General features: G+C 43.0%; 28 protein-coding genes. 4 read left to right on the forward strand and 24 right to left on the reverse strand.

The genetic code is table 11. The features are described 5' to 3' along the window. Positions 1 to 45: 45 nt before the first annotated feature. From ACXAF2_RS14550 to ACXAF2_RS14595, 10 genes are all read right to left on the reverse strand, one after another. Positions 46 to 2109 (reverse strand): DUF4179 domain-containing protein, encoded by a 2064-nt coding sequence (locus ACXAF2_RS14550; RefSeq protein WP_475139676.1) that lies wholly within the window; start codon positions 2107 to 2109, stop codon positions 46 to 48. 213 nt (positions 2110 to 2322) lie between these two features. Further along, positions 2323 to 2655: a hypothetical protein gene (locus tag ACXAF2_RS14555; protein ID WP_475139678.1), complete on the reverse strand. Its 333-nt coding sequence runs from the start codon at positions 2653 to 2655 to the stop codon at positions 2323 to 2325. Positions 2656 to 2774: 119 nt separating this feature from the next. Then, positions 2775 to 3329, reverse strand: a complete 555-nt coding sequence (locus ACXAF2_RS14560) for a hypothetical protein (protein WP_475139680.1) — start codon at positions 3327 to 3329, stop codon at positions 2775 to 2777. Between the two features lie 162 nt (positions 3330 to 3491). Beyond that, positions 3492 to 4325 (reverse strand): STAS domain-containing protein, encoded by an 834-nt coding sequence (locus ACXAF2_RS14565; RefSeq protein ID WP_475139681.1) that lies wholly within the window; start codon positions 4323 to 4325, stop codon positions 3492 to 3494. A 328-nt stretch (positions 4326 to 4653) separates the two neighbouring features. After that, a complete protein-coding gene (locus ACXAF2_RS14570; RefSeq protein WP_475139682.1) occupies positions 4654 to 5100 on the reverse strand; it encodes a hypothetical protein in 447 nt (148 codons plus the stop codon). A 120-nt stretch (positions 5101 to 5220) separates the two neighbouring features. Beyond that, on the reverse strand, positions 5221 to 6687 hold the full coding sequence (locus tag ACXAF2_RS14575) for a sodium:solute symporter family protein (RefSeq protein ID WP_475139683.1): 1467 nt from the start codon (positions 6685 to 6687) through the stop codon (positions 5221 to 5223). Next, entirely contained in the window at positions 6687 to 6902 is a 216-nt protein-coding gene (locus ACXAF2_RS14580; protein WP_475139685.1) for a DUF3311 domain-containing protein, read from the reverse strand. Before ACXAF2_RS14580 ends, ACXAF2_RS14575 begins: the two co-directional genes overlap by 1 nt. Continuing rightward, on the reverse strand, positions 6899 to 8509 hold the full coding sequence (locus ACXAF2_RS14585; RefSeq protein WP_475139686.1) for an amidohydrolase: 1611 nt from the start codon (positions 8507 to 8509) through the stop codon (positions 6899 to 6901). Before ACXAF2_RS14585 ends, ACXAF2_RS14580 begins: the two co-directional genes overlap by 4 nt. A 53-nt stretch (positions 8510 to 8562) precedes the next feature. Further along, positions 8563 to 9849 carry a M20 family metallo-hydrolase gene (locus ACXAF2_RS14590; RefSeq protein ID WP_475139687.1) on the reverse strand — a complete coding sequence of 429 codons (1287 nt, stop codon included), beginning with the start codon at positions 9847 to 9849 and terminating at the stop codon, positions 8563 to 8565. A 531-nt stretch (positions 9850 to 10380) separates the two neighbouring features. Beyond that, a complete protein-coding gene (locus ACXAF2_RS14595) occupies positions 10381 to 11229 on the reverse strand; it encodes a sulfite exporter TauE/SafE family protein (protein WP_475139689.1) in 849 nt (282 codons plus the stop codon). A 103-nt stretch (positions 11230 to 11332) separates the two neighbouring features. Here ACXAF2_RS14595 and ACXAF2_RS14600 point away from each other — a divergent pair, with 103 nt between their 5' ends. Continuing rightward, positions 11333 to 12172, forward strand: a complete 840-nt coding sequence (locus tag ACXAF2_RS14600; RefSeq protein ID WP_475139691.1) for a LysR family transcriptional regulator — start codon at positions 11333 to 11335, stop codon at positions 12170 to 12172. Between the two features lie 179 nt (positions 12173 to 12351). Further along, entirely contained in the window at positions 12352 to 13188 is an 837-nt protein-coding gene (locus ACXAF2_RS14605) for a helix-turn-helix domain-containing protein (RefSeq protein ID WP_475140410.1), read from the forward strand. Between the two features lie 56 nt (positions 13189 to 13244). On the opposite strand, the gene ACXAF2_RS14610 is transcribed toward ACXAF2_RS14605, so the two are convergent. The 14 genes from ACXAF2_RS14610 to ACXAF2_RS14675 form a co-directional block, all read right to left on the reverse strand. Continuing rightward, entirely contained in the window at positions 13245 to 14024 is a 780-nt protein-coding gene (locus ACXAF2_RS14610) for an SDR family oxidoreductase (protein ID WP_475139693.1), read from the reverse strand. A 345-nt stretch (positions 14025 to 14369) separates the two neighbouring features. Then, entirely contained in the window at positions 14370 to 14555 is a 186-nt protein-coding gene (locus ACXAF2_RS14615; RefSeq protein WP_475139695.1) for a hypothetical protein, read from the reverse strand. A gap of 66 nt (positions 14556 to 14621) precedes the next feature. After that, the gene (locus ACXAF2_RS14620; protein ID WP_475139697.1) at positions 14622 to 15062 is read right to left on the reverse strand and encodes an NUDIX hydrolase; all 441 of its coding nucleotides are present in this window, start codon (positions 15060 to 15062) and stop codon (positions 14622 to 14624) included. Between the two features lie 53 nt (positions 15063 to 15115). Beyond that, the gene (locus tag ACXAF2_RS14625) at positions 15116 to 15505 is read right to left on the reverse strand and encodes an alpha/beta fold hydrolase (RefSeq protein ID WP_475139700.1); all 390 of its coding nucleotides are present in this window, start codon (positions 15503 to 15505) and stop codon (positions 15116 to 15118) included. Positions 15506 to 15546: 41 nt separating this feature from the next. Then, positions 15547 to 15819 carry an alpha/beta fold hydrolase gene (locus ACXAF2_RS14630; RefSeq protein ID WP_475139702.1) on the reverse strand — a complete coding sequence of 91 codons (273 nt, stop codon included), beginning with the start codon at positions 15817 to 15819 and terminating at the stop codon, positions 15547 to 15549. A 94-nt stretch (positions 15820 to 15913) separates the two neighbouring features. Then, complete coding sequence (locus ACXAF2_RS14635; RefSeq protein WP_475139704.1) at positions 15914 to 17215, reverse strand: FtsW/RodA/SpoVE family cell cycle protein; 1302 nt, start codon at positions 17213 to 17215, stop codon at positions 15914 to 15916. After that, positions 17208 to 17627: a PadR family transcriptional regulator gene (locus ACXAF2_RS14640; protein ID WP_475139705.1), complete on the reverse strand. Its 420-nt coding sequence runs from the start codon at positions 17625 to 17627 to the stop codon at positions 17208 to 17210. The genes ACXAF2_RS14635 and ACXAF2_RS14640 overlap by 8 nt, the downstream gene beginning before the upstream one ends. Next, positions 17627 to 18160 (reverse strand): sigma-70 family RNA polymerase sigma factor, encoded by a 534-nt coding sequence (locus ACXAF2_RS14645; RefSeq protein WP_475139707.1) that lies wholly within the window; start codon positions 18158 to 18160, stop codon positions 17627 to 17629. The genes ACXAF2_RS14640 and ACXAF2_RS14645 overlap by 1 nt, the downstream gene beginning before the upstream one ends. Before the next feature lie 131 nt (positions 18161 to 18291). Then, a complete protein-coding gene (locus ACXAF2_RS14650) occupies positions 18292 to 18882 on the reverse strand; it encodes a kinase (RefSeq protein ID WP_475139708.1) in 591 nt (196 codons plus the stop codon). A 178-nt stretch (positions 18883 to 19060) separates the two neighbouring features. Next, positions 19061 to 19453: a nucleoside 2-deoxyribosyltransferase gene (locus ACXAF2_RS14655; protein ID WP_475139710.1), complete on the reverse strand. Its 393-nt coding sequence runs from the start codon at positions 19451 to 19453 to the stop codon at positions 19061 to 19063. Positions 19454 to 19575: 122 nt separating this feature from the next. Beyond that, the gene (locus tag ACXAF2_RS14660) at positions 19576 to 20019 is read right to left on the reverse strand and encodes a cell wall hydrolase (RefSeq protein WP_475139711.1); all 444 of its coding nucleotides are present in this window, start codon (positions 20017 to 20019) and stop codon (positions 19576 to 19578) included. Between the two features lie 90 nt (positions 20020 to 20109). Next, a complete protein-coding gene (locus tag ACXAF2_RS14665; protein WP_475140412.1) occupies positions 20110 to 20577 on the reverse strand; it encodes a DinB family protein in 468 nt (155 codons plus the stop codon). An 85-nt stretch (positions 20578 to 20662) separates the two neighbouring features. Continuing rightward, positions 20663 to 20899: a hypothetical protein gene (locus ACXAF2_RS14670; protein WP_475139713.1), complete on the reverse strand. Its 237-nt coding sequence runs from the start codon at positions 20897 to 20899 to the stop codon at positions 20663 to 20665. 30 nt (positions 20900 to 20929) lie between these two features. Continuing rightward, the gene (locus tag ACXAF2_RS14675; protein WP_475139715.1) at positions 20930 to 21892 is read right to left on the reverse strand and encodes a DUF2268 domain-containing putative Zn-dependent protease; all 963 of its coding nucleotides are present in this window, start codon (positions 21890 to 21892) and stop codon (positions 20930 to 20932) included. Positions 21893 to 22134: 242 nt separating this feature from the next. Between ACXAF2_RS14675 and ACXAF2_RS14680 the strand changes: the two genes are divergently transcribed. Continuing rightward, on the forward strand, positions 22135 to 22284 hold the full coding sequence (locus ACXAF2_RS14680; protein ID WP_475139717.1) for a hypothetical protein: 150 nt from the start codon (positions 22135 to 22137) through the stop codon (positions 22282 to 22284). Between the two features lie 303 nt (positions 22285 to 22587). Further along, positions 22588 to 23844 carry an MFS transporter gene (locus tag ACXAF2_RS14685; protein ID WP_475139719.1) on the forward strand — a complete coding sequence of 419 codons (1257 nt, stop codon included), beginning with the start codon at positions 22588 to 22590 and terminating at the stop codon, positions 23842 to 23844. Positions 23845 to 23898 lie beyond the last annotated feature (54 nt).

The raw sequence follows: 23898 nt of genomic DNA on the forward strand, positions 1-23898 counted from the left end.
GACCTCCTGCTATTAGAGCAGGAGGTCCGTCCCTCTTCTATATTCCTAATCCAACTTCACCTTCACCCGGTCATCCACATATTTCGTTGTGCTGTAGCCTTCGATTTCAAGCTTGGTCAAGTTTACATCTTCCCTGGACGAATCGTTATAAAATTCAATGGTTTGTTCCGTCTCGAAGTAGCGGGGTTGATCCAATTTATCATACTCATATACATCGATTTCATGGATCTTGCCGTTTTTGTCCATCAATACCCCATCGCCATCACTTACTCCAATTGACGTATTTTCATTCATCAAATAATCGTTGGAGAACCCGTAGTGCACTCTTTCATAGGCACGATCCTTCGATACATCATGCGTCAGAACCACCTTCGCAGGATTTCCGGCCTGGATTTCATCTATGGAAATGGTATTCCCTTGATACTCAAATGCCTGGGGCAAGTTTTTGACATTATCAAGTGGGATCGTTTTCCGATCGTCTACGGATAGATGAATGGAATCAAACAGTATGTCAACTTCTTTTGGATCTTCAAAATATAAGGTGTCAAAGCTTGATGTAAAGGCACTCCATCCCTCCTGCTCAAAGGATTCCACGTACATATTTCCTCCAAAGAGGTCTGCCTTTACATTCTTCTTATCCGTTCCCAGGGAATCAAAGGTAATGACATCAATCCTTCTGTCCCCACCTTGATTCTGAAAGCTGTACTGGAGGAGCGTCGTGGTCGGAGCGATCGTCAACTTATCCAAGCGGACCGGAATCCCGTCAATGTCGATTTCCTTATCAAGCTTATGCACTCGGGATGACTGCTTTGTAAACGGAATGTCAAAGCTCCAGTCCCCTTCAGCAAATGTCATCTCCCCTCGGTAACCCCCTTCCTTTTGTGGGTCCTGAACTATTTGCATGAGCCTTGCTACATTCAATTTAATGGTTCCGCTGTCCATCGAAACCGGCAGGAGACTCAAGGTGCCCTTATACACATTTTTCTCTTCATTTTGTATTTCGTCCTGATCGACAAGAGGAGAGTAGAACATGTTTTGCACATCACGCCTCATGACGTCATATTCATTCTCGATATGGACGCCTTCATGAGCATTCATCATATATCGATTGTCTTTCTCGGTATCCTCTATTTCATAAAAGACAAGAGTCTGTACATCATCGGCGACGACACTCTTGATGGTGATCTTCACCCCATTGCTTTCCGACTCGAGATTCAGCCGTTCCCCCAGGTCATGCTGGAGGATGGTACGCAATTGTTCATCCTCCTCCGTCCATGCATAGTAGAGACTGGAGAATCCACCTGTCACGAATCCGATTGAAACGACCATCGCGAAGATACCTGCGAAGGCAAGCCAGACCGATTTCCGTTTCTTTTTCTTCCTTTGCCTGCGCGCTTCTCTTTCCTCCACCTTGCCCTTGACTCTCTCTATGAATCCAACAGGGACCTCTATGGCATCTGTCATTCCTGCCAAGGTCAGAACCACTTCCTGAAAAGAGGCCAAATCCTCCTGACAGCCCTGACAATGGTAAATATGCATCTCAAACTCAACCTTTTCAGGCCTGTTCATCGTTCTACCTAAGTACTCAAGATAACCCCCATGAAATTCCCGGCAGCCCTCGAAAGAACCGTGACCCAACTCTTCCCTAAGCTTTCGTATACCTGAAAATACCCAGGATTTAACCTTCTCTACTGAAATATCAAGAATGCGTCCAACTTCTGCAAAAGAGCATTCGTTGAAATACGTTAAAGCAATCGCCTCTTTCTGCTGATTCTCTAATTGATATAAGGCATGAAAGAGCGTTTGATCAGCTTTCTGATCCTCTGAATCCCGGAAACTCTTATTGTTAGAGAGATCCCGGCCATTATGTATAAAGTGAGAAACAGCCCAGGATTCAAATGAAGTTTCTTTTTTCAAACGGTGTAATTCATTATGTACCACGATGATCGAACGATAAAATAACTTTTCCAGATCCTCTTGCTTACTTACATACATCCGTCCAAGGGCATAGAACGATTGTTTACGCTGCACAAACCAATCCATGACCGATTCCAGGTCCTTTTCCCTCATCCCGCTGACCAAAAAGGGAGCTGTTTGCGGTGTGACCATATATGTATTCCCCTCCTCCAAAAACGAAATATTCGAAAAATAAAACATGCAATTCTATTTTACCATATTAAGGGTATGTATTTGGGGCAAAAAAACTAGAAGACCCATTCCCATATGACGGAACAGCAGGGATATAGTTTGAGCTCGTTCATCATCCAGATAGTAATCATCAAAAAAGGCCTGAATCCCAATAGATCCAGACCTTTCAACTATCTATAAACGGTCAATTTCACCAAGCTGCTCATTCATGTCCAGCTCGATCATCTTTTTTGCCTTGGAGAAGGTAAATACTTCGTTAGAGACCCAATGATTATATAACTTAGAAAGTGCGTTCCTGTGATAGACCGTGCCTTTGACCTCTGAGAAGAAATAGATGATCAACAGGTTGACCACGTCTCGGGGTAGGGCCTTTTTTCGCTCGATTCCCTTTAACGACAAGGTATCCAATCCTCTTAATCGGTCTCCGATCACAGATTCTGCCATAAGAAATAGATCTGCCGTCCGACATAATGCCACTAATTCTGGATTAATCTCTTCAAATTTCAAGTGAATTCCCCTTTTACATAGAAAGTGAACGAAAAGCGTTACACTTCAACCTCATTATTGTAAGATCAATTACTATGTATTATAACAAAAAGACGGGACATTCATGACTTTCAATATGTTTAATTTTTACTCAACCAAAATTCCATGGTCTTTTCATTAGTAGAAGGATAGACCAGACGTTTCACTTGCTCCTCCATTAAAAAGCATTCCGTGATCCAGTCAGGGAGTGAGCCATACTCTTTTTTCCAAAGATACGTTCGTTCCAAAGCATCTTCTACGGTCATTTTCACCCATGTACAAATGTTCAGCTCATCATCAACTGCCCCTTCTTCCACCAATGGATGAACGAAGCGATGGAAGTAGGGAATCCCGTCCCCGAGGTGGCTCTTATTTCTCACCCATATCACGCTTTCCCTGGGAAGGAAGCCTATATGACGAGTTTCAGCAGCCACCTGAGTGAACTCCTCCAAATAACAAGAACATCCGGACCATTGCCTATCTGTGTATCCCGGCAGGATCATTTCGGACGTGTAAATCGATTGACCTGTATGAAAAAGATTGTTGATCTCCCGATTGATAAAAATCGGCTCTCTCCCTTTAAAGATAGAATCGGATTGAGGTGGACCGCAGGTAAATCCATTTTGGTCGAATCGGATCATTTTGACGAATTGCATGTTGCCCCTCCTTCTATCGTGAATTTCCTCAAGGGCATTCTATACCAAATTCACTCTATAATGGGGGGTATTCCCTATATAGATTGGTTTCAAACAAATCATTTCCATACAACAAAAAGAAACGAGCGATTACAGTGTAACCGCTCGTTGAATGCCTTCTTTCTACCGTTGCTGACTCAATGCTCGTTCAAGAGTCGAAGTGACAGAAATATTTTCAAATGATATACCAAGTTGAATGGCTGTTTGGGCGATTTCCGGACGAATGCCTGAAATCGAACTCTTCACACCAATCAAATTCAAGCTTTCGATGATCTGGAATAATTGATGGGCAACCATCGTATCCACCATGATGACACCGGATAAATCAATGAATAAGTGCTCAACATTTTTATCGACGCATTCGGCCAGAGTATTCTCGAGAATATACCTCGCCCTTCCTGTATCGATATCACCGACAAGAGGCAGCACCCCTGTTTTCTTATCAATCAAAATGACCGGTGAACTCAATTCCCTGATCATTTCCTGCTGTGCCTTCAGACGCCTCTGGGCATATTCGTAGTTTTCTTCGGCAAACTTGGAAATGACAAGACCAAAGGTTTTAATAATCAACTCTCTGAATGACTCGATTCTCTCCGGTGGAAACTCACTTCCATGCTGGCGGTTAAATTCCTGTAAAATCTCCAAGTATTGATCCTGGGTTCTAAAAAACTCTCTCAATATATAGTGAGTGGGGGTTTTTAAGTGCTCTTCATCTTTTGCAATTTCCTCGATCCATTCGGAGAAATTACATAATGCATCCTGTCCTACATCCTTAAAAAGGATACAAAACCGTTCATGGAATTCGTGATTTTGACGCTTCAACGTTTGGATGACCTGAGGATCTGTTGACGCATACACACCTGACAGATCATTTTTATCAAGTGACTTATACCAATTCTCTGTCAGCTGCCATGTACGTTCAATCATAAATTCATAAAATTTTTCCGATACGTGCATATTCGACCTACTTTCTATAAGACAAGATATTGTGATCAGTTCATAAGCCATGATCCTAAGGGGATAAGACTATCTCAATTGGTCTATACCCTAAATGACTTATTCATATGCTTATAAGAGTAATGTACTATGTCCTTGCACAAAAAGAAAGAAAAAGTTAAACAAATGGTGTACACGAACCATTTTCATTCCTATATTTTCCCAAAAGAATGATCGGTTGGTCCTTGAAAGATTGCATGTTTTCATAAAAAAAGAGAGAAGAATGTATGCTATACAGAAAAAGCATCCCAATCTATCCTCTTTTATTCATTAGTAATTTACTTTATCATTATGGACTCTTAGAACCATTTCGGACTACATGTTGAAAAAACCAATGCAGCGTTAGGAATGCCACTATATAAACGGGGATTGAGTACCATATTTTCCACTCTAAATGTTCCATATAGCCGTTAAAACTTAGTAATACTTCTAATAAAAATGAGAAAACGGTCCAGATCATTACATAAAACAAGGGCTTATCCGGTTTCATAAAATTCAAGAATAAAAGTGCAATGAATGAGGGAGCAAGAGCAACCAGTGCAAAATCGGAAATTTCCACACTTTTGGTTGGTCCAAAATCCACATAATCCAGCTTCAGTCCTACCAGAATATGTGCCACTGCAGCAAAATATCCAACGAATGGAAACATGATGAGATTTTCCCTAATGGTTAATCTCTTTGGCACGATCAACAGAGCGACTACTAAAAAGAGAATGAGTCCCCATACTACTATCAAGCTGAAACAACCCCTTTATCGGTTAAAATCCGCCTGCTTATTTTGTGAAAACTGGGGAAATTTATGTATGGACAGTGAAAACAGGGACGGACCTATTTGAGGTCCGTCCCTGTTTTTACGTTAACCAATATGACGATATTCTTCTGCAATCTTAACGTTCTTCTGCTGAGTTAAAGCACTGACTGTAACCACGATGACGATGTTGCAGATCAATCCAAGAATACCAGCATGGATTTCAAATGGCGTGGTTTCTGCGACTAGCTGGTAATAGTAGTTGACAAACGTACCGACGACGAGTCCCGTGATGACGGCCGGCCCCGTCACCCTTTTCGAATAGAGTGCTCCGTATACGCCTGGTGCGAATTGAACGATGGAACCATAGGCTCCGAGCAATAAGGCGATGAGTCCCTGCCCACCGAATACGGTGATAAAGTAAGCAAGGCCCCCGACCACAAACACACCGATTCTCATCAGAAGCAATGTGGTTTTATCAGAAAGGTCCGTTTTTACATTCTTAATGACCCCGTCCGTAAATTCCAGTGAGGCACTGTGGGTGATGGCATCTGCCGTAGACATGGCTGCCGCTAACGCTCCTGCACCTACAAGTCCGTAAACCCAGCCTGGAAGGCTAAGGACGGTGGTGATCAGATAAGGAAGAATTTCATCCGGTGCTCCTATGTCAGCCGGATTGACTACATTCACTGCAGAAAAGCCAACAAATAAGAGCGGGATCAGGAACAGGGCAAAGATCGGATACACCAATACGGTTTTCTTTATCGTACGTGCATTGGATGCATATGACTTTGAAAAAAGGTGTGGCCACATTAAAAACCCTATGAGAGAGACGAGAATCGTGGTCGTATACGCTGTCCCTGACATGGCCGACCCTTCATTCCCGATTTCAAAAAAGGCAGGGTTGTCCTGGACGAGATTGGTAAACATCCCGCCCACGCTATCGTGGAGCTTATTCACTATCGCAAGACCGACTACCCAAGAGATGACGATCATTAAGATCCCCTGGAACACGTCAGACCATGCCGCTGCCCGCAACCCACCAGTTGCAACATAGACAACTACGATTCCATACGCGAGCAGGGCTCCGAGCCAAAGAGGAATACGTCCTTCAGTCATGATATTGAAGATGTAGGCCATCCCTTTCATCTGCGTGGCTAGGTATTGAATGGAAGCGAGTAACGCAATGACCCCGATTAAGATGGGCAGCGTCTTGCCTCCGTAACGTTTTTTCATAAAGCCGGAAACCGTGTAAATATTGAATTTACGACCGATTTTTCCGATTTTCGGACCGATGATGTACCATGGGAGAATCGCAAAAGCGGTATAAGTTAAAATATAAAGTGCGGGGGCTCCTTTGGAATACGCCCACCCGGGAGCGCCGAGAAATGAAAAGGCACTGAACACAGCCCCTCCCATCAGGAACCACATTACAACCAGGCCGAGACCTCCACCTGCTACGGTAAACTCATCTAATGAATGTTTATCATGACCTCTTCCTGCCATCACACCAACTACAAGTGCAATCACAAGGTAGCCGATCATCATGATCATTGCAATCTGCCAATCTGCCATTAATGGACCTCCTCTTTGTCTGGATCGATTCGATAGAGAATAAGAACGATTAAAAAGGTAATGATAATCCATAAAATCACCCAGAATATCGAAAACGGCATCCCCATGATGATCGGAGTTGCCCTGTTTCCAATTGAAAACAAAGGGAAAATCAATAGAAGAAACGGTAAAATCAGAGACAAGCAATAGATTTTCGTAAACTTGCTTTTACTCATATGACACCCTCCTTTTTTGCTGCATATTCCACTTTCCCATCAAGGATCGTTAACTCTACTTTTAGCTCTCGTAATCTTTCAGGTTCACAGTGTAAAATCGATTCATTCAACACCACCAGATCGGCAAGCTTTCCGGCTTCAATGCTGCCTTTAATGGACTCTTCAAAGCTCGCATATGCACCGTTCCATGTATAGGCCTTAATTGCTTCCTCTATACTGATTCGTTGCCGGGCACCTACCACTTCACCGGATTTACTCATGCGAGTGACAGCCGAGTATATCCCGTGGAGCGGATCCACGATGGTGATGGGACTGTCAGAGCCGATGACAAAAGGAATCTGTGCTTCTGAAAAACTCCTTAAGGGGAACATGACGTCGACCCTTTCTCCATAATCTTTCAAGTATCCGTCACCAAATTCATAGATGAAGGCTGGATTGGGTATCGGAACAATCTCCAACTCTTTTAACTGTTGAATGAGGTCCGGCGGGGTCATGCCGGAATGTTCAATGCGGTGACGATGATTTTCACGGGGGTGACATTCAAGAGCTGTCCGGGTGGCTTCGATCATCATTTCAACCGCTTTGTCCCCGATGGCATGCGCGGTGATTTGCCATCCCGATTCATGCGCTTTTCCGAGGCACTCATTTATTTCTTCCTGGTTCAAATATAAAATGCCTGAGTCATCGGGATTGCTCGAGTATGGTTCCCTTGTTTTAGCAGTTGGCCCACTGCTGCTTCCATCGATGAACACTTTGGCAGGCCCGATTTTCATCCACTCATCCCCAAGGCCTGTCCCGATTCCGCTTTCCAGACCTTTCTCCACCATTTGTACCGAATCATGCAGCGAGCCGTATAGTGCGTAGACCCTCTGCCTTACTCTCTTTGCTCCTACTGCTTTTTGTAGGAATCGAATATGTTCTGGCCCATATCCCCCGGCATCATGGACACTCGTAATTCCTTTTTCCAAATAATCCTGGGAAGCGATGGCCAATCCCTGCTCCACTTCCTCCTCAGAATAATTGGCTGTAAGAAACATGTTCATATGTGCGGCTTCTACCAGCAGTCCGGTTAATTCGCCATTTTCCCTGCCGTATTTCCCTCCATTCGGGTCTTCTGTTTCAGGATTAATACCTGCAAGCTCCAGCGCTTTCGAATTCACGCAGGATATGTGCCCGCATGTCCGAACCACAATGATCGGGAGTTCGGTGGAAACCTCATCAAGATCCCACCGAGTTATATGCCTTCCCTCTAAAAGGGTGTTTTGGTTATATCCCCAGCCCCGTACCCATTCCCCCTTTGGAGTCAATTGTGCTTTCTCCTTCAACTTCCCGAGGAGTTCTACTATACTCCCTGCCTCCTTCACGTTCACCCCCAGCTTATTGGTTCCGTAAAGTTCGAGGTGAGCATGGGCGTCAATAAAGCCTGGCAGGAGACTTCTTCCCTCCAAGTTCACAATCTTTGTTCCTTCACCTGCATATCGTAAAATTTCTTCATTCATGCCGACTGCGAGTATTTTATTATCCTGAATGGCAACCGCTTCTTTTACGGAAAATTCAGAATTCACAGTAACCACTTCTCCGTTTATGAAGAGCATCGTCGCTCTCAAACGATCACCTCCCACACGGGACAGAGGGACAGGGCCCTCGTCCCGGAATTCTCTTACTTTTCATGAACAGCTGAGCCGCCTTTTGGGGCAAGGTGCCTGTCCCCATCTCCTTGAGAAATCCTCAATGCCGTTGCATAAAGAAGCTCCACCCCTTTTTCAATATCATCCATCTCCGCAAACTCCAGTGGATTGTGACTGATGCCTTTTTCACAGCGGACGAAGATCATCCCGTAATCACTGATATAGGACATGAACAAGGCATCATGGAAAGGGCCGCTCATTAAGGTCGGTGTATTCAGTCCAAGCTTTTCATCTTCCTCGCTCATGATATTCTTGATCCAGTCTGCACAATATCTCGGCTCGCTCCGGGTATCTTCTTTGATCTCGTATTTCAGGTTGTTATCGGAAGCAGCCTTTTCGATGATTCCATAAAGTTTTTCCTCAAGTTTCGTGCGTGCTTCAACGTCAATATCTCGAAGGTCTATGGTGAACTCCACCTTTTCGGCGATGATATTCCTTGAGTTCGGGAACACTTGCATGCTGCCAACCGTTCCGACCGTTGTTTCGGTTCCTTCTTTTTTAACCAGTTCATCGAATTTCCGAATGATCTCCGAAGCTCCGACAAGTGCATCCTGCCTCATCGTCATCGGCACTGAACCTGCATGACCAGCGAATCCTTCGAGTGTGACCGTCAGCCAGATCGGTCCGGAGATCCCTGATACAATCCCGACAGGTTTCCCCTTTTCTTCAAGGACCGGACCCTGTTCAATATGTAACTCCAGAAACGCTGCGATATCACCTTTTTGATATACAGGACTTGCAGTTACATCCGGCTCTACCCCAAATTCCTTCAACGCCTCTCTTCTTGTAACGCCCTCTTTGTCTTTGCGGTCCAGTTCACCTTCCTCCAGCATCCCGGCTATAGCCCGCACTCCAAATACTCCTTTGTTAAACCGGCAGCCCTCTTCATCGGAAAAACAAATCACTTCAATAGTCCGGTCCGGGACGATTCCATTGTCTTTCATTGTGTGAACCACTTCGACCGCTCCCAGTGCCCCGGCTGTCCCATCGAATCTCCCTCCATATGGCTGAGAATCAATATGGGAGCCCAGCATAAGAATCGGCTTATCCTTGTCGGCACCTTCTATTCTTCCAATCAAATTCCCGAAGCCGTCAATCTTTGTCGTTAAACCCGCCTCTTCCATCCAGCCTTTCACTACTTCCACCGCCTGGCGATCCTCCTTGGAATGGGCCAACCGGCAAACGCCTGTCTCCCCGATTTTCCCGATTTCTGCTAACTCCTCTAGATGACGCTTTAATCTTTCTCGATTGATTGACATAGAATCATCCTTTATTTCGTTTTTTATTAGCTTATTTTAAGTTTATTTTGAAAAGGCTTGTTTATCATTAGACACAATGTCTACAAAAGAACTTGCGATTTGTACAGAATGACAAATAGAATGAAATTTCAGAAAAATAACCAGAGACTTCTGTTCCCTGAATACAGATACTTTCCCCCTTTCGACTTCCATTCCCCTATTTAGACTAGTTTCTAGAACATTTTCACTTAATCCTGCAGGACTTTTGAAAATGAAGCGATTGACTCAGTGGTTTTCGCCGACACTGATACCCCTTGTGGCAATAAGTTCCCTGTCTTTCTATCAATTCATTTGTATAGAGAAGCTAATCCAGCCGTTTCTGAAAAAAATCAGCAAATTTATATAAATTGCAAAACACATCATTAACCGCACAAAAAAATAGAGAGATCACTCGCCATGCGAACGACCTCTCTACTTCGATATGCATCTCAACGTCAAACCTACGAACATGCTTCAACCACTTGCTCAAGCGACTTTCAGCTTTCAATCACATCACTGATTCACTGCTCTCTTAGTTCGCTGCTGTGAATAAATCAGCATTCCAAAGAAAACGAGCACGGATGCCAAGATCAGTCCGAGTGAGAAAGAGGAATAGGATAACATCTTGAAAATCACGCTGACCGCGACCACCATATACAAAACAGCCAGCATCTTTTTAACAGACACACCTGAAAATCGCTTCAACTGGATGGAGCCAATCGGGGTTCCGATCAAGGCTCCGATAATAAGCATGATTCCATGACGAAAATCGAGTGCTTCCCCCGCATACAGGTACGAGCCGATTCCCGACAACACGATGATGGAAGCTGCCGATATGCTGGTTCCGATTGCTTTGGTAAGATCAAGCTTCAGCCATTTCGAGAGGAGCGGTGTCATGACAAATCCACCGCTGACTCCCATAAGAGACGAGATGACACCAGTGAACAGGCCGATCAAGGGAGCCGCAGATCCTCCCTTTGACTTCGCATCCTTTTGTCGTTTGCTTAAAAACTGATAAGAAAACCAGCTTAATATCCCAATATAGACAATGGAGATGACCGTAGAAGCTCCATTGATTGAATCTAGCCATTTTACAAATGGCACGGTGATGACTGACCCTATCACTCCGAATCCCCCGAGGAGAACCGCTAATTTCACATTTACATTTTTTAAGCGAATGTGTGACATCGTCCCTGTCACAGTCGATCCCAATGTCAGCATTAAGGAAAGAACGATCGCCTGGCTCGGTTCATAGCCAAGGACAAGTAAGGTTGGCGTCAGGACGATCCCGCCTCCAATACCAAAGAAACCTGATAGGATACCGATGACTGCACCACCTATGATAAATAAAAACCATTCCATATTGTTGGTCACTTCCTTCGTCTAACATTATACATTTCCTTAAGCTATAATAGAAATGAATAATAATAATGTAGACGATTACGTTTTGTAATGGAGGGACTGTATGCAATTGGACTGGATTCGAACTTTTGTCACTCTCGCTCAGCTTCAACATTTTACGAAAACAAGCGATTTCCTGAATATGTCCCAACCGACCGTCAGTGTCCACATCAAGAAATTGGAACATTCATTAGGAGTTGAACTCATCTACCGTTCCTCTACCAATCAGGCTTTTCAATTAACACCTGCAGGGCTTGAAGTGTTTGAACAAGGTAAGAAGATGTTGGAGCTGTTGAGGGAGATGGAACAGGTCACACAAAAGACTGAGGAAATTCTATTAAGGATCGGAGCCACTCACACCGTCAGTGACGTACTTCTTCCCGACTTTGTCAAGAAAATAAAGGTTCTTTATCCACACGTCCGCCTTCAACTGATGATACACAATCATGAAACCATTGTGGAGGCACTGAATCACCATGATCTTGATCTCGCCCTTGTGGAGGGAACGCGTGGACTGGAGCCCTTTCAATTGGAAGTGATCAGCAGGGACGAACTGCGTTTCTTCGCCAGCATCCGCATGAATCTGCACACTTCTCCCCTCATCCTCAGGGAAATCGGATCAGGAACAAGGGAATATGCCGACGATTTTCTGAGATCTGAACGAATCGTGCCCACAGAAATCCTTGAAGCAAGCAGTCATTACTTAATCAAGCAGCTCGCAGTAAGAGGGCTCGGGATTGCATTTCTATCAACCTCAATAGTCAAAGATGAAGTCTTTCAAGGAAAGCTTGTTCCAATTGATCCTTATGTGATTTACCGGCCATTTTATGCTGTGTATCCCGAAAATGCAAAATCAGGTTCAATCGTAAGGGAGTTAGTCGGGTTGATTGAGAATCCTTCCTAACATAGGGACGGACCTCCGCTAAGCTGAAGGTCCGTCCCTATGTTTCACGTGCCACATCCCTTTCAACTCATACTTGAATCCGTTTTTTTTGGGAACTCAAGCAATGCTTGATAGGTTTTCTCCTTAATGAAAGCTACACTTAATTTATACTATTAAATGAGGTGATTGTTTTGTTCGATATGAAAAAAGTTGGGAAACAAATCGCGCAGTTAAGGAAGGAAAAAAACATTACACAGATGGCGCTTGCAGATCTGTTAGGGACCAGTTTCCAAGCGATAAGTAACTGGGAACGGGGGCAGACAATGCCCGATATCTCTAAACTACCTGAGCTTGCAAAGATATTTCAAGTCAGCATCGACGATATTTTATCACATACGAAAGGCACACGGTTAGTCAAAGAACTGGTTGAGAACGAGACACTTGCTGATTCCAAGCCCATCCAAAAGGAAGAATTCATAAACGCGGCACCCATTCTTACATTAGACCAGGCTGACATGGTCTATCAAAACGTGCAGGGAGAATTATCTCCAGAAGAACTCTCTTTAATAGCACCTTACATTAATCAAGCTTCGATTGATGCATTGGCTTTAAAAGAATTTGAATCAAGGCGCCTGGAGGGATTATCGTCAATAGCAACGTATATCAGCCAGGATATCATTGACGAATGTGCAAAGAGGGAATGTGAGTCTTATGGGTTGGGAGCCCTGACCTCCTTGGCACCTTTCATCAGCCAGGATATCATAGATTCATGTGCCAAATTGGAACTTGAATCAAATGGGCTGAAAGGTTTACCTTCCATGGCACCCTTTATTAGCGAGGAAATGCTCATTCATTGTGTGAAAGAAGGGTATAAGCATAACGGACTTAAATCCATTGTCGCAATCGCCCCTTTCCTGAAGAAAGAGTACCTGAATGAACTTGCCTTAGACGCCATATCTGAAAAGGGAATAAGTGAAATCATTCCGATCATGCCCTTTATCGACCAGAAATTCATTCAAGATAAAATCCCAAAATAATTTCCTTAGGGAAAGAGTGACGGACCTCCGCTTAGCTGGAGGTCCGTCACTCTTATTTACTTACCTAAAAAACCACCCTCAGATTTTATTAGCTGCCCGGTTATCCATCCGGAGTCATCACTGGCTAAAAATCGGATCAACTTCGCTGCATCTTCGGGTTCACCTAGGCGTCCCATTGGAAACATTGGAAGTAAGTGTTCCCTTAATTCGTCACTGATCCACCCTGAATCGGTAGGACCCGGATCAATGGAATTGACGGTGATGCCAATTGGCGCGAGGCCGACGGATAATGGCTCCGTGATGGCAATCAACATGCCCTTTGATGCGATATAGGCCAGATTATTGGGATCTGGACCCTTTGACACCATGTTGATGATCCGCCCGTCTTTTCTTTCAGGAAAGGCTATTTCATATCTCTTCGCAAACTCCATCGTCAGCATGAGGGTCCCGCTATTGTTCACTTGATAATGTTTATCCAGAAGGTCTTTATTCAAAGTCCGGAAATTGGCCGGTGATTCGAATGTGGCATTGTTTACTAGAATACTTGGAGTACCCACTGTTTCTTCCACCTGATTCATTATTCGACGGTCCGATCCGTCTTCACTCAGGTCAGCCGCCATATGAAAGGCACGTACGCCCATTTGTTTTAATTCTTTACATAAGGTTTCCGGAAATTCATTCTCTACTCCATTTCCACTCTCCTCATCAAACACGGTCCAATGGGTAAAAAAGATATCTGCCCCTGCACCGGCAAGCGAACGGCAAACCGCTGCCCCTATTCCTTTTGAGCGGCTTGTCCCTGTCACCATTGCCACTTTACCTTTTAGATTGGTCATTGCATTTTCCTCCAATTTTTACAGGAAGCGAATAGATGTCATTAAGAGATGTATATATCCCTGCACAAAAAAAGCGGATACACAAGTATCCACTCAGCGTGTCGGGTATTCAATCACACCAGGTGCTCCTTGTACATGATGGTCAAATAGACACACTTCTCCCGTCAGAATGATAGGTTCATAGTCTATTGATCTCGTTCATCATTACAAGATTGTCCACATGTCTGATTGAAGTCCCCTTTCGTCTACATCTCTCAATTAGAAGTATAATGGCATTTTTTTCAATAGACAATCTATGGTTTTTGAAAAGCTGCCGTAGTTTCAAATACTTCTAAGCTCTTCAGGTCAATGCCCAGAGCCGCCACCGGAGTCACGGCCCCCTCCCATGGTGTAATTCCGATCTTCACCAGGTTTAGCAGAAGGGTGATCCCCCTGTACATGTCGGTCGTTTCCCCTTTTCTTTCGCCTGATATCGATGAGTAAAGCAAATAGTAAAGATCCCGCTATGAGGATCGCAAACCACCACATCATTCATCACCTCTTATACAAAGTATGAAGGCACATTGAATTTATCCCTTTTTGCGATACATCGCCGTATCAAAAATCGATATAAAACGGGTGTTTCGTTTCATCCAAACAGTATTCGACTCTTTCCCTGAAGTTCTTCCACTTGACCATACTCAAGGCTTCCTCAACCGGAAAGAACCCGACCTCCAGACTTTCCGAGGATGTGGTCGGTTTCCCTCCGACCGCCCTTGCCAAAAACAGTGTGTTACAGATCGAACGGCTTACATTCTGAAACACCCCACAAAATTTGACTATTTCAACATCAATCCCACTTTCTTCCTTCGTTTCCCGGATGGCCGCTTCCTTCAGGGACTCGCCTTCTTCCACTTGTCCCCCCGGCATTTCCCATCCTCTGCGTGGACCTTTGATTAACAGGATTTCTCCTTTTTCATTCTGTACGATCGTTGCTGCTGAGATGATGTGTTTGGGTGGTGAATAAATCGTTTGTGTATGTTGATCTCCTGAACTCAATAGAATTTCCCCCATTCTATAATTGATAAAGCTTTAAGTAATGGCAAAATGATTTACTTCATACTAAGTGTAGATTTGTTCATCCAATCGTCCTTGATTCTTTCAAAAAACTCATCTACCAAATGATGAAAAATGTCGGGCTGATCGATATTTGCCGTATGTCCTGCATTTGGAATCAGTCCGACTTCAATGTCAGGGTTGGATTTTTTAACATAGGTAACAGCCTCTACTTCGTGCGCATCATGGCTGCCATTGAGCATTAGAACCGGTACTTTAATGCATTGTAAGTCCTCCCTGGTGACTGCCGGATAATGAAATGTCATTGTATGAAGTACTTTTTTGATCGTATTTTTCCACTTATGACCGTGAAGGTTGTTAAAATGCTGAGCAGTCTCTTTATCATTTTGTTCAATATTCAGAAAATACTCATTTTGTTTTTCCATGACCTCTTTCAATTCAGCAGGAATAAAGGGTGAATAACCGGTCAGGACTTTCCGTTTACTAAATCCGGCTCTCTTAAGGCCATATGCATGGCTAATGATGCTCCAAGCGATAAACCGATTATATACCCAGCTCCCTTTTCTCTTAGCTGAGTGGTTAGGAAGTCGAGAGTATGTTCAAAATAGTGATCCGTTGCTTCCAATCTTGAGTTTCCGTGTCCGGGTAAATCTAATAGAATCAGTTCGTATCGATCACCTAAACTGGATATTTGATTTGTAAAATGGGTTTGTGCTGTTCCCATAAAACCATGTAGCATATAGATTTTGTCTATGATAACTTCCCCCTTTTTTACACAATTCCATTTTAGCATATTATTCCATTAAACTTATTTATTGTAAGACTTTATTTTCTTACTGCTTCATATTAAAGGTAACGACTTCCCTGGAAGTCAGGAGATTCTTTCTTCTATAAACACTAAGGAATAGCCCCACTACTATCGACGTCTGTAAGGTCGGATTCAATCCGTAGCTTACGATTGGAAGAGACATCCCGGTAAGAGGCAGGACCCCTAAGATCATTCCGATATTATAGAGAAATTGAGTTGAGAATAACGTCACACCGCATATGATGATCAATTGTCCAAGGAGATCATTGATCCTTTTGATATGACGGATCATCCTGTATATGATGAAGAGTCCAGTTAAGATTAAAACACCGCCTGCTATCCAGCCATAATGGTAGGTGATGGTTGTAAAGGCAAAGTTGGTGTGCGGTTCATTGATAACCTCGTTTCCTCCAGTTTCACCAAACCATCCTCCTCTTGTCAGGAGTTCATGGTTTCGAAAGTACATGTAACCACTCGTATTTTTATATTCTCCCGGATTGACAAAGGCATATAATCTTTCCAACTGATAAGGCTGTACTAGAGGTACCATGGTGCTTATCAATACCACACTCCCAATGGCCATTCCAATGTATCCCCATAAAATATGCTTTCTATTTCTTTTAAAACGAAACCAAAGCAAGACTGTAACCGTTAAAGTGAACACGAAAACGGCAGTAGTGCTCGGAATTATCATCAATGTGCAAAGACTGACTGCAAAAAGAGGAAGAGACCTCCAAAACCCTGCCTTGGCAGATCCCAGGTAAACCATCCATGAAATTACAAGTGCTGTTAAAACCGTTGTACTATCAATGCTAAAGCTTGAGACTCGGAATTGGGCTTCACCATTGAGGTAGGTATTTGGCAAAACAGTTATTGAAATTAGAAGCAAAGTAGTTAATCCATAAATCCACCACTTCATTGCACGAAGCTTTCTATAATCAAACATCATCAGCGAAAGACTAAGGACAATCCCGATTATAAGATAGACTATTTTCCTGACTAAATAACCATTATCATTATAAAATTCTTCGCTTATGTGCAAAGTGGGGAGAATTCCTATCAACGAGAGCAACAGAACCAGTCCAATCATGACCCAATCCACCTTAGGGCGGTGAAGTTTATTCATTTCCCGACCGAGACGTTCTGCACTCCCCATATGCTGAATCGCTTTTTCTTCCGCATCCTTTTCGTTCATACCCGACTTCTTCAACAACTTCATTTCCTGCTCCAGATGGTAACGGAGTTCCTCCGCTACAAAGCGTTTCGCTTCTTTGTAGCGTACATGCTGAATGACTTTATCCAAATATTCCATATGCTTTTCACTCATCGGCTATTCCCCCCTCAGGCAATGCTTTGAAGGAATGCATGTTTCTATGGTTTCCTTCTTCAATTTGTTGAAGAAGCTTTCTGCCCCGATTTGAAATTCTGTATAACTTTGTCCCTTCTTCCCAAGAAGATTCCAGTATCCTGTCCTGCTCCAATTTGTGAAGATTGGAATATAGAAAGCCTTGTCTCTCTTCATATTTTTTGATTCCCCTGGCACGAAGTTGTATAAGCAGTTCGTGCCCCGTCTTCTCCTTCACTAGCAATTGAAGGATGTGTAACAGAATATCCTGGTCGTTCCCCCTTGAATTCTCGATTCCTCTTTTAATCATTTGGTTCTTGTCTTTGGTAAAAGGCATTCGCTGAAACGTACCACCATCCATCGCTTTCCGGAGTCTTTTTAAACGCTCCTCCATCATTCGATCACCAGCCTTTCCTTCATCAATTGCTTCGCTTTCCTTAATCTTGTTTTCACCGTATTTTCCTTAACACCGAGAAGGAAAGAGACTTCTTTAATCGAGCATTCTTCGTAGTAAAATAAATAAATGATTTCCCGGTACTTAAGAGGAAGCTCCAAAACGACCTCTTCCAGTTGACGGTCTTCATCCTTTTGAATGACGGCCCCTTCGACCGAGCTGCCGGAACTCAACATTTGAAAATGCCCATCTTCTTCCGGGAACACTTTTCGCTTATACCAGCTGTTTAAATAATCCTTACAATGATTGATGGCCACCCTCCATATCCACGTACGCAAAGTTGAATGTCCGGCAAATGTATCCATCTTTTTATAAAGCTTAATAAAAATTTCCTGAGTGAGATCATCGGCAGTCTGTTCTTGTCGGACATATGAGAATACCAGCTTCCACACATCCTCTCCATACCGATCTACCATTTCCTCGATCGTCACTCTATCTATTGAATGAATTTTCATTTCTGATATTTCCTCCACTGTCTTCCCTCCCACATGAATAGACGAAGCTAAGACAAATATGGTTTTCTAAAATAAAAAATTGGACCCTATTGAGTCCAGTAATAAAAGGTGTATGAATAACAACTGTAAGTGATATAAGTAACTAATCTTCAAGTCTTCAAAACAATATCCGCACCTTCCCTTGGATGAAAGGTATTCATATAATATTCTTCCGCCTTCCAATACCTATTCTCAAACTTGTCCCGCTTCTGTTTAGCAGTCTCTGCTTCCCGCATAAATCTCTTTTCCCGGGGACAATCCAAAAAGATAAGGTGATGATAGAAGTCTGCCCATTCCTTTCTCTGGAGGAAAACACCTTCCACAATGATAAGACCGGACTGAGGCATGGTAATCGTTCTATAGTCGTGGGTATCCGTATGTGGATCATAAAACGGAAGGCTGATTTCATTGTCCTCATTCAGCTTTCGAAAAAAATTTTCTCTTAACCAACGAACGTCCCATTGCAGGTGAAAATATTCATACCACTCTTCAAATCCAGTATGATATCGCTGATTGCGTTCAACGATGTGGTCATCGATATGAAAGATATGGTGATCTATCTTTTCTTTTTTCAGGATTTCCCTCAATTGCTCCACGAACGTTGTTTTTCCGGAACGGCTTAAGCCGTCTATTCCTAAGATGGTTCTGTCATTTGATTGAGTGGTAGTCAGGAGTTCTTTTATATCAAATTGGATTTCCATCATGTTCTCCCTGTTTTTAATAGAATCGGTCGCCTATGCAATGTTTGAAGTAATAGGGTGGTGGCGTCCTCTGTTTCTTCGATGGCTTAGGAATGGATGTTATGCTCCCTGATAAAGTCGTCCACTTCCTGCCTTGAAGGAGAAGTATAATGGATGTGCTCTTCTTGATTTACTATTTTCATAGAACGTTTCCTGCAGTCACATAGTCCACTAACTCCTCAACGGTTCCGGTACATACTTCAACCTCTGGCAAATGATAGAATGTCGTTGTCAAAGCAAAGTCACTTATTTCGTTATGAGGGGAATATAAAATGACTCGTTTATTGAGGCCAAGCGCTATCCCAAGTTCAACATGACTTCCTTTTCCCCCCGGCAATAACACGAGGATCACATCGGATTCGATGATAGCCTGTTTCTCCTTTTCACCAATCTTTTTCAGCTCCTCAACGGTGGAAGCCTTGCTATTCTGAGTCCAGTCATATGTATGGATATACCCTTTTCTTTTCAATCGTTCACTGACGTCACGTACTTGTTTAATGTTATGAAAGCTTGATGCAACATAAAAGTTCATGGGATGCTCCTTTCTTAATTGAATTCATAACCTGATTTTACCATAATATCTCAACTAAAAAAGGGGAACACCTGCTAACCAGGAAGCTCCCTTCAAAATTTACCAGATGGAAAAAAGTATAGTTACCCACCCGTATAAACACTTGCACATGATCCCGCTGCCGGTTCATAATAACAATGATTTTTAAATTGACCGGAAAAAGGTTGATCGTACCAGGTTGGAGGACATGGGGCATAGGGGTTGAAATACCAAAGAGCATATTTCGCCGGGTGCTGGGCCCAAAAATCCAAATTCTTTTTGGCTAATTTTTTTTCAACTGACCTCGCCCTGTTATAAAAGAGGTTCCCTTTTTGAACGGCTTCAAAAGAATAATTTCCTCCCTGTACTTGAAATATGACTTGTCGGATACTTCTCACCTTTTTAAAGTCTAAACAATCCGCTTTCGCACGATTCACGATGACGTTTCCGACGTATAACATACCTTGTTTCCCTTCACCCTCGGCTTCCGCTCGCATCATCCTTGCCATCAAAGCAACATCTGCATCTGTGTATTTAACTCTTGGCATTTTTTTCACCTCAGAAATATTTTATGAAAAAAGCCCACATTGATGTCATTATTTATCAATTAGGAGGTGTTAGTTTTTAAGTCCCTCTCTCTATTCAAACAATAAAAGCCCTGGATCCTTGCCACAATGCACCAGCATGGAGTGTAGTTGTCCTCTATGATGATACATATGAGCGACTATTTCTAACAGCCATTCATATCTTGTATACGTCACTCCCCAATGGGAGATTGTTTCCTTGAGAAGAGCTTTTTCTGATAAGTTTTGATAATTAGAACAAAGTGATTCGAAATGTTCAAGTAATCTTTCTCGTATCGATGTTAAGTCTTGATATGAAACCGATAAATAATAAGCTTCCATATCCTCTTGAGAAGCTTCATTGGAGATGCGCCAATCCGCTTCACAAATGAGCGCAATATGCTCTAAAAGTTCTCCGACGGAATGCTTGTCTGGAGCAGGTCTTATTTGTAGGTCTTTCTCTTCCAATTGGTTGATCATTTTCACCAGGGTTTTGATACAAATCTGAATTTGATGTAATGCTGATTTACAATAGGGATTCATCTTTAACTCCTCCAAATAGATGTAACGTGTACGCTGTTCAAGATGGATACTGATGCCTCCTCCGCCTTTAATGAGAACTTCACACTCACCTCTTTTTCCGTTCATTCCCCCTTTTAAAATTACCTGTTATCTTCGCCATGATCAGTTGGACGGTTTTGTCATTTTCAGCCGCATTCACATTTTTAATAAACTTTTCCGCTTCCTTCCCTTTTAAAATTTTCACCCGTTTTCCTTCATATTCGATAAAGACAGTTTGATCTTTATTGATCCGATACTGAAAAGGAGCTTCATCTAAACGGTTTCTTTTGTCGGTATTGTCCATTGTTTTTCCTCCATTATTTGTACATTCTGGTTACTCTTCGTGCGCTGTAATTCCCACATAATCACTTCCTGCAATGATTTCCTGCTCATGCATGCTCGTCCACTTTCCAATCGAAACTTCAGGATGATTTTTCAAATAGCTTTGTACAATTTCAAATCCGATTTTATAGTTGGCCCATTGAGGGATACCTTTTGAAGGATTGCCGCTTCTGAGACCTAAGTAAAGTCTTGGATCACTTGAATCAGAGAGATCCATTAATTCTTTCACTACTTTTTCTTTTGTTTCTGCATTCATCGGTTCTTTCCAGGGGACATCGATTTGTGGATAGAGGGTACTTGCAAACACATCTGCTTTCCCTTCCATCACAACCGCACCCAATATAGTGTGCCTCATGCCATCATTGCTTTCTCCCTCAATGGCATGGTTGTATTCGTGGGCAACCGTATACTTCAATATGTCTTTATCGAATGATGCCGAAAGCTTCAACACAATCACATCCTCCGCCAGGACGACCCCTTCGACACCGCCCATCTCTTCCACAGTGAGCGTATTTTCAGGATTTGCCGGTAAGACAATAATTTTCTTATTTTCTCCCGGAAGCTGCTCTGCCGAATTGATTAAGGATTCTTTGATGATCTGATCGGTGGAATCTTTATCCTGAATCAGGGCAGCGATCGATTCCTCTAACTTGTCCAATTCATACGTGGGCTCAAAAGGGTAAGCTAAGCTGAAACCTTCCATATCGGACAACTCTTTGAATGGTTCAAAAACCTTTTCAATGTACACTGTTTCATTACTACTTCCAGATTTCTCACGTACGCGGCTAATGTACTCCTTCATTTCATCATACATGTAAATAATCTCGAACTCTTGTTCATCTTGTGTGAATGTAATCGGAGATTCCTGTTCCTTCTGATGCACCGGTTGATCATTTGAACAGCTTATGAATAACAAAGATGTAAAGGGTATGAGTAGTGTCTTTATTATTTTCATTCTTCCGCTCCTTCCAACTTAACATGCTCATCCGCTTGCCTATAAAGGGATAAAAACCCATTTTATTTTTCTATACGCAAACTATTGGAAAAAGTTTCATTTTTCAATAAATATAGTAAAACCTGATTAATAATAGAGCATCTTTTCTAGTATTCTTTCTATTCGATCAAGGTCCGTCCCTCGATGTATTCCAGTGTGCTCCCTAAAGTTTTACCGAAATAATAAAAGGGAAAAGAGAAGCTATGATCAAGCATCTGAGAGGAGGAATTCCCATCTTTGGAGAATCTGGAGTTGCGTTATTTGTTATCATTCCGATGGCCATTATCTTAGTCCTTATTGTAGCGACGATCTTCTTTTTTAAACGAAAATCAGAGAAGGATAAAAATTTTTAAGGTTTCTGTGATTGGGACGGAATCATTGGAAATTCACAGATAAAGGGCTGGCCGAAAAGTCGTTAATACGACTTTTCGGCCAGCCCTTATTTTCAATTGAATTCACACAAATTCAAATTTCGTTTCAATTCCCCCACATTACCACTCCCTTTTGGCATGACATCCCCGGTTTATTCTTTCACCCAGACGCCTCCGATTCTTAATTTTCAATTATTTCCAAACGATTCCCTACCTCATTCACTTATATAAAAATAGTTCAACTTATTTTCAGTGAACTATATATAATGAGATTAGGTGATTTATATGAAACGTCTACATTACAGTTGGATAATTTTAACCATTTCTTTCTTTTCGATTATCGTGGCAGGCATTGTCCGGTCTTCATCCGGCGTGTTTATTGAACCGTTTGAGGTCGAGTTCGGATGGGACCGGTCTATCATTTCCCTTGCGTTCGCAGTGGGCCTGTTTTTGTACGGAATATCCGGTCCTTTTATGGCGGCCCTCATTGAAGTGCTCGGATTAAAGAAAATCATGATCGGATCGATGGCTACTTTATTGGCGGGAACTCTCCTCACGCTGGTCATGAGTCAGCCATGGCAGCTTATTCTCATCTGGGGCATCATCATCGGGTTAGGTTCGTCTCTTTTTCTAACGGTGCTGAGTCCTTATGTGGCCAATCGGTGGTTTGTGAAACGGCGAGGGCTTGCGGTTGGAATATTAACAGCAAGTACCGCAACAGGTCAGTTGATCCTGCTTCCGGTTTTAGCCATCATCATAGACCGTTACTCATGGAGAGGGGCTATCAGCCTCATCATCATTCTAAGTATCATCATGTTACTCATCATCGCCTTCTTTATGAAAAGCTCCCCTAAAGATATCGGCATCGAGCCCTACGGAAATGAAGAAGGGATTCAGGAGGAAGAGGAAAAATCAACTAATAATCCCATTACAATGGCGTTCAACGGATTATTTCTCGCCGTGAAAGCCAAGGAGTTCTGGTTACTGGCCGGTAGCTTCTTTATATGCGGACTGTCCACCAGTGGCTTGATCGGTACCCATTTTGTTTCCTATTGTCTAAGCTACGGGATTCCCTTGGTGACGGCTGCATCACTGCTTTCTTTCATGGGGATATTCGACCTTGTCGGTACTACACTTTCCGGCTGGCTCTCGGACCGCTTCGATAACCGCTGGCTGCTGTTTTGGTATTATGCCTTAAGAGGAGGTTCCCTGGTGTTGCTTCCCTTTGCTCTTTCTGAAGGGTCTGTCACGCTGCTCATCATCTTCTCCGTCTTCTATGGACTGGATTGGATCGCGACCGTTCCGCCTACCATCAATATTTCGAGGCAAATCTTCGGGGTTGCAAAAAGCGGGATCATCTATGGCTGGATCTTTGCTTCCCACCAGGCCGGGGCCGCCGTTGCTGCGTTTGGCGGCGGGGTGATCTTTCAACTCTTCAACTCCTACACCTGGGCATTCTTCCTCGCCGGAGTATTCTGCATCCTCGCCAGTTTGTTTGTCGTGTTGATCAAGAAGGAGGGACGGACCTTACATTCTCAATAGAAATCCTTTCTATGAATGGATTTTTATTGTTTTTTGAAGGTCCGTCCCTTAGTT

The sequence above is a fragment of the Rossellomorea sp. ABR4_004 genome (assembly GCF_056159585.1).

Excerpts from the sequence above, each read along its gene's own strand:
- ACXAF2_RS14660 (WP_475139711.1), bottom strand. The coding sequence starts at position 20,019 with ATGCCAAGAGTTAAATACACAGATGCAGATGTTGCTTTGATGGCAAGG.
- ACXAF2_RS14590 (WP_475139687.1), bottom strand. The coding sequence starts at position 9,849 with ATGTCAATCAATCGAGAAAGATTAAAGCGTCATCTAGAGGAGTTAGCA.
- ACXAF2_RS14665 (WP_475140412.1), bottom strand. The coding sequence starts at position 20,577 with ATGAATCCCTATTGTAAATCAGCATTACATCAAATTCAGATTTGTATC.
- ACXAF2_RS14670 (WP_475139713.1), bottom strand. The coding sequence starts at position 20,899 with ATGGACAATACCGACAAAAGAAACCGTTTAGATGAAGCTCCTTTTCAG.
- ACXAF2_RS14600 (WP_475139691.1), top strand. The coding sequence starts at position 11,333 with ATGCAATTGGACTGGATTCGAACTTTTGTCACTCTCGCTCAGCTTCAA.
- ACXAF2_RS14610 (WP_475139693.1), bottom strand. The coding sequence starts at position 14,024 with ATGACCAATCTAAAAGGTAAAGTGGCAATGGTGACAGGGACAAGCCGC.
- ACXAF2_RS14675 (WP_475139715.1), bottom strand. The coding sequence starts at position 21,892 with ATGAAAATAATAAAGACACTACTCATACCCTTTACATCTTTGTTATTC.
- ACXAF2_RS14630 (WP_475139702.1), bottom strand. The coding sequence starts at position 15,819 with ATGCTACATGGTTTTATGGGAACAGCACAAACCCATTTTACAAATCAA.
- ACXAF2_RS14650 (WP_475139708.1), bottom strand. The coding sequence starts at position 18,882 with ATGGAAATCCAATTTGATATAAAAGAACTCCTGACTACCACTCAATCA.
- ACXAF2_RS14550 (WP_475139676.1), bottom strand. The coding sequence starts at position 2,109 with ATGGTCACACCGCAAACAGCTCCCTTTTTGGTCAGCGGGATGAGGGAA.
- ACXAF2_RS14580 (WP_475139685.1), bottom strand. The coding sequence starts at position 6,902 with ATGAGTAAAAGCAAGTTTACGAAAATCTATTGCTTGTCTCTGATTTTA.
- ACXAF2_RS14635 (WP_475139704.1), bottom strand. The coding sequence starts at position 17,215 with ATGAGTGAAAAGCATATGGAATATTTGGATAAAGTCATTCAGCATGTA.
- ACXAF2_RS14605 (WP_475140410.1), top strand. The coding sequence starts at position 12,352 with ATGAAAAAAGTTGGGAAACAAATCGCGCAGTTAAGGAAGGAAAAAAAC.
- ACXAF2_RS14625 (WP_475139700.1), bottom strand. The coding sequence starts at position 15,505 with ATGGAAAAACAAAATGAGTATTTTCTGAATATTGAACAAAATGATAAA.
- ACXAF2_RS14655 (WP_475139710.1), bottom strand. The coding sequence starts at position 19,453 with ATGAACTTTTATGTTGCATCAAGCTTTCATAACATTAAACAAGTACGT.
- ACXAF2_RS14685 (WP_475139719.1), top strand. The coding sequence starts at position 22,588 with ATGAAACGTCTACATTACAGTTGGATAATTTTAACCATTTCTTTCTTT.
- ACXAF2_RS14680 (WP_475139717.1), top strand. The coding sequence starts at position 22,135 with ATGATCAAGCATCTGAGAGGAGGAATTCCCATCTTTGGAGAATCTGGA.
- ACXAF2_RS14575 (WP_475139683.1), bottom strand. The coding sequence starts at position 6,687 with ATGGCAGATTGGCAGATTGCAATGATCATGATGATCGGCTACCTTGTG.
- ACXAF2_RS14560 (WP_475139680.1), bottom strand. The coding sequence starts at position 3,329 with ATGCAATTCGTCAAAATGATCCGATTCGACCAAAATGGATTTACCTGC.
- ACXAF2_RS14565 (WP_475139681.1), bottom strand. The coding sequence starts at position 4,325 with ATGCACGTATCGGAAAAATTTTATGAATTTATGATTGAACGTACATGG.
- ACXAF2_RS14595 (WP_475139689.1), bottom strand. The coding sequence starts at position 11,229 with ATGGAATGGTTTTTATTTATCATAGGTGGTGCAGTCATCGGTATCCTA.
- ACXAF2_RS14640 (WP_475139705.1), bottom strand. The coding sequence starts at position 17,627 with ATGGAGGAGCGTTTAAAAAGACTCCGGAAAGCGATGGATGGTGGTACG.
- ACXAF2_RS14615 (WP_475139695.1), bottom strand. The coding sequence starts at position 14,555 with ATGATGTGGTGGTTTGCGATCCTCATAGCGGGATCTTTACTATTTGCT.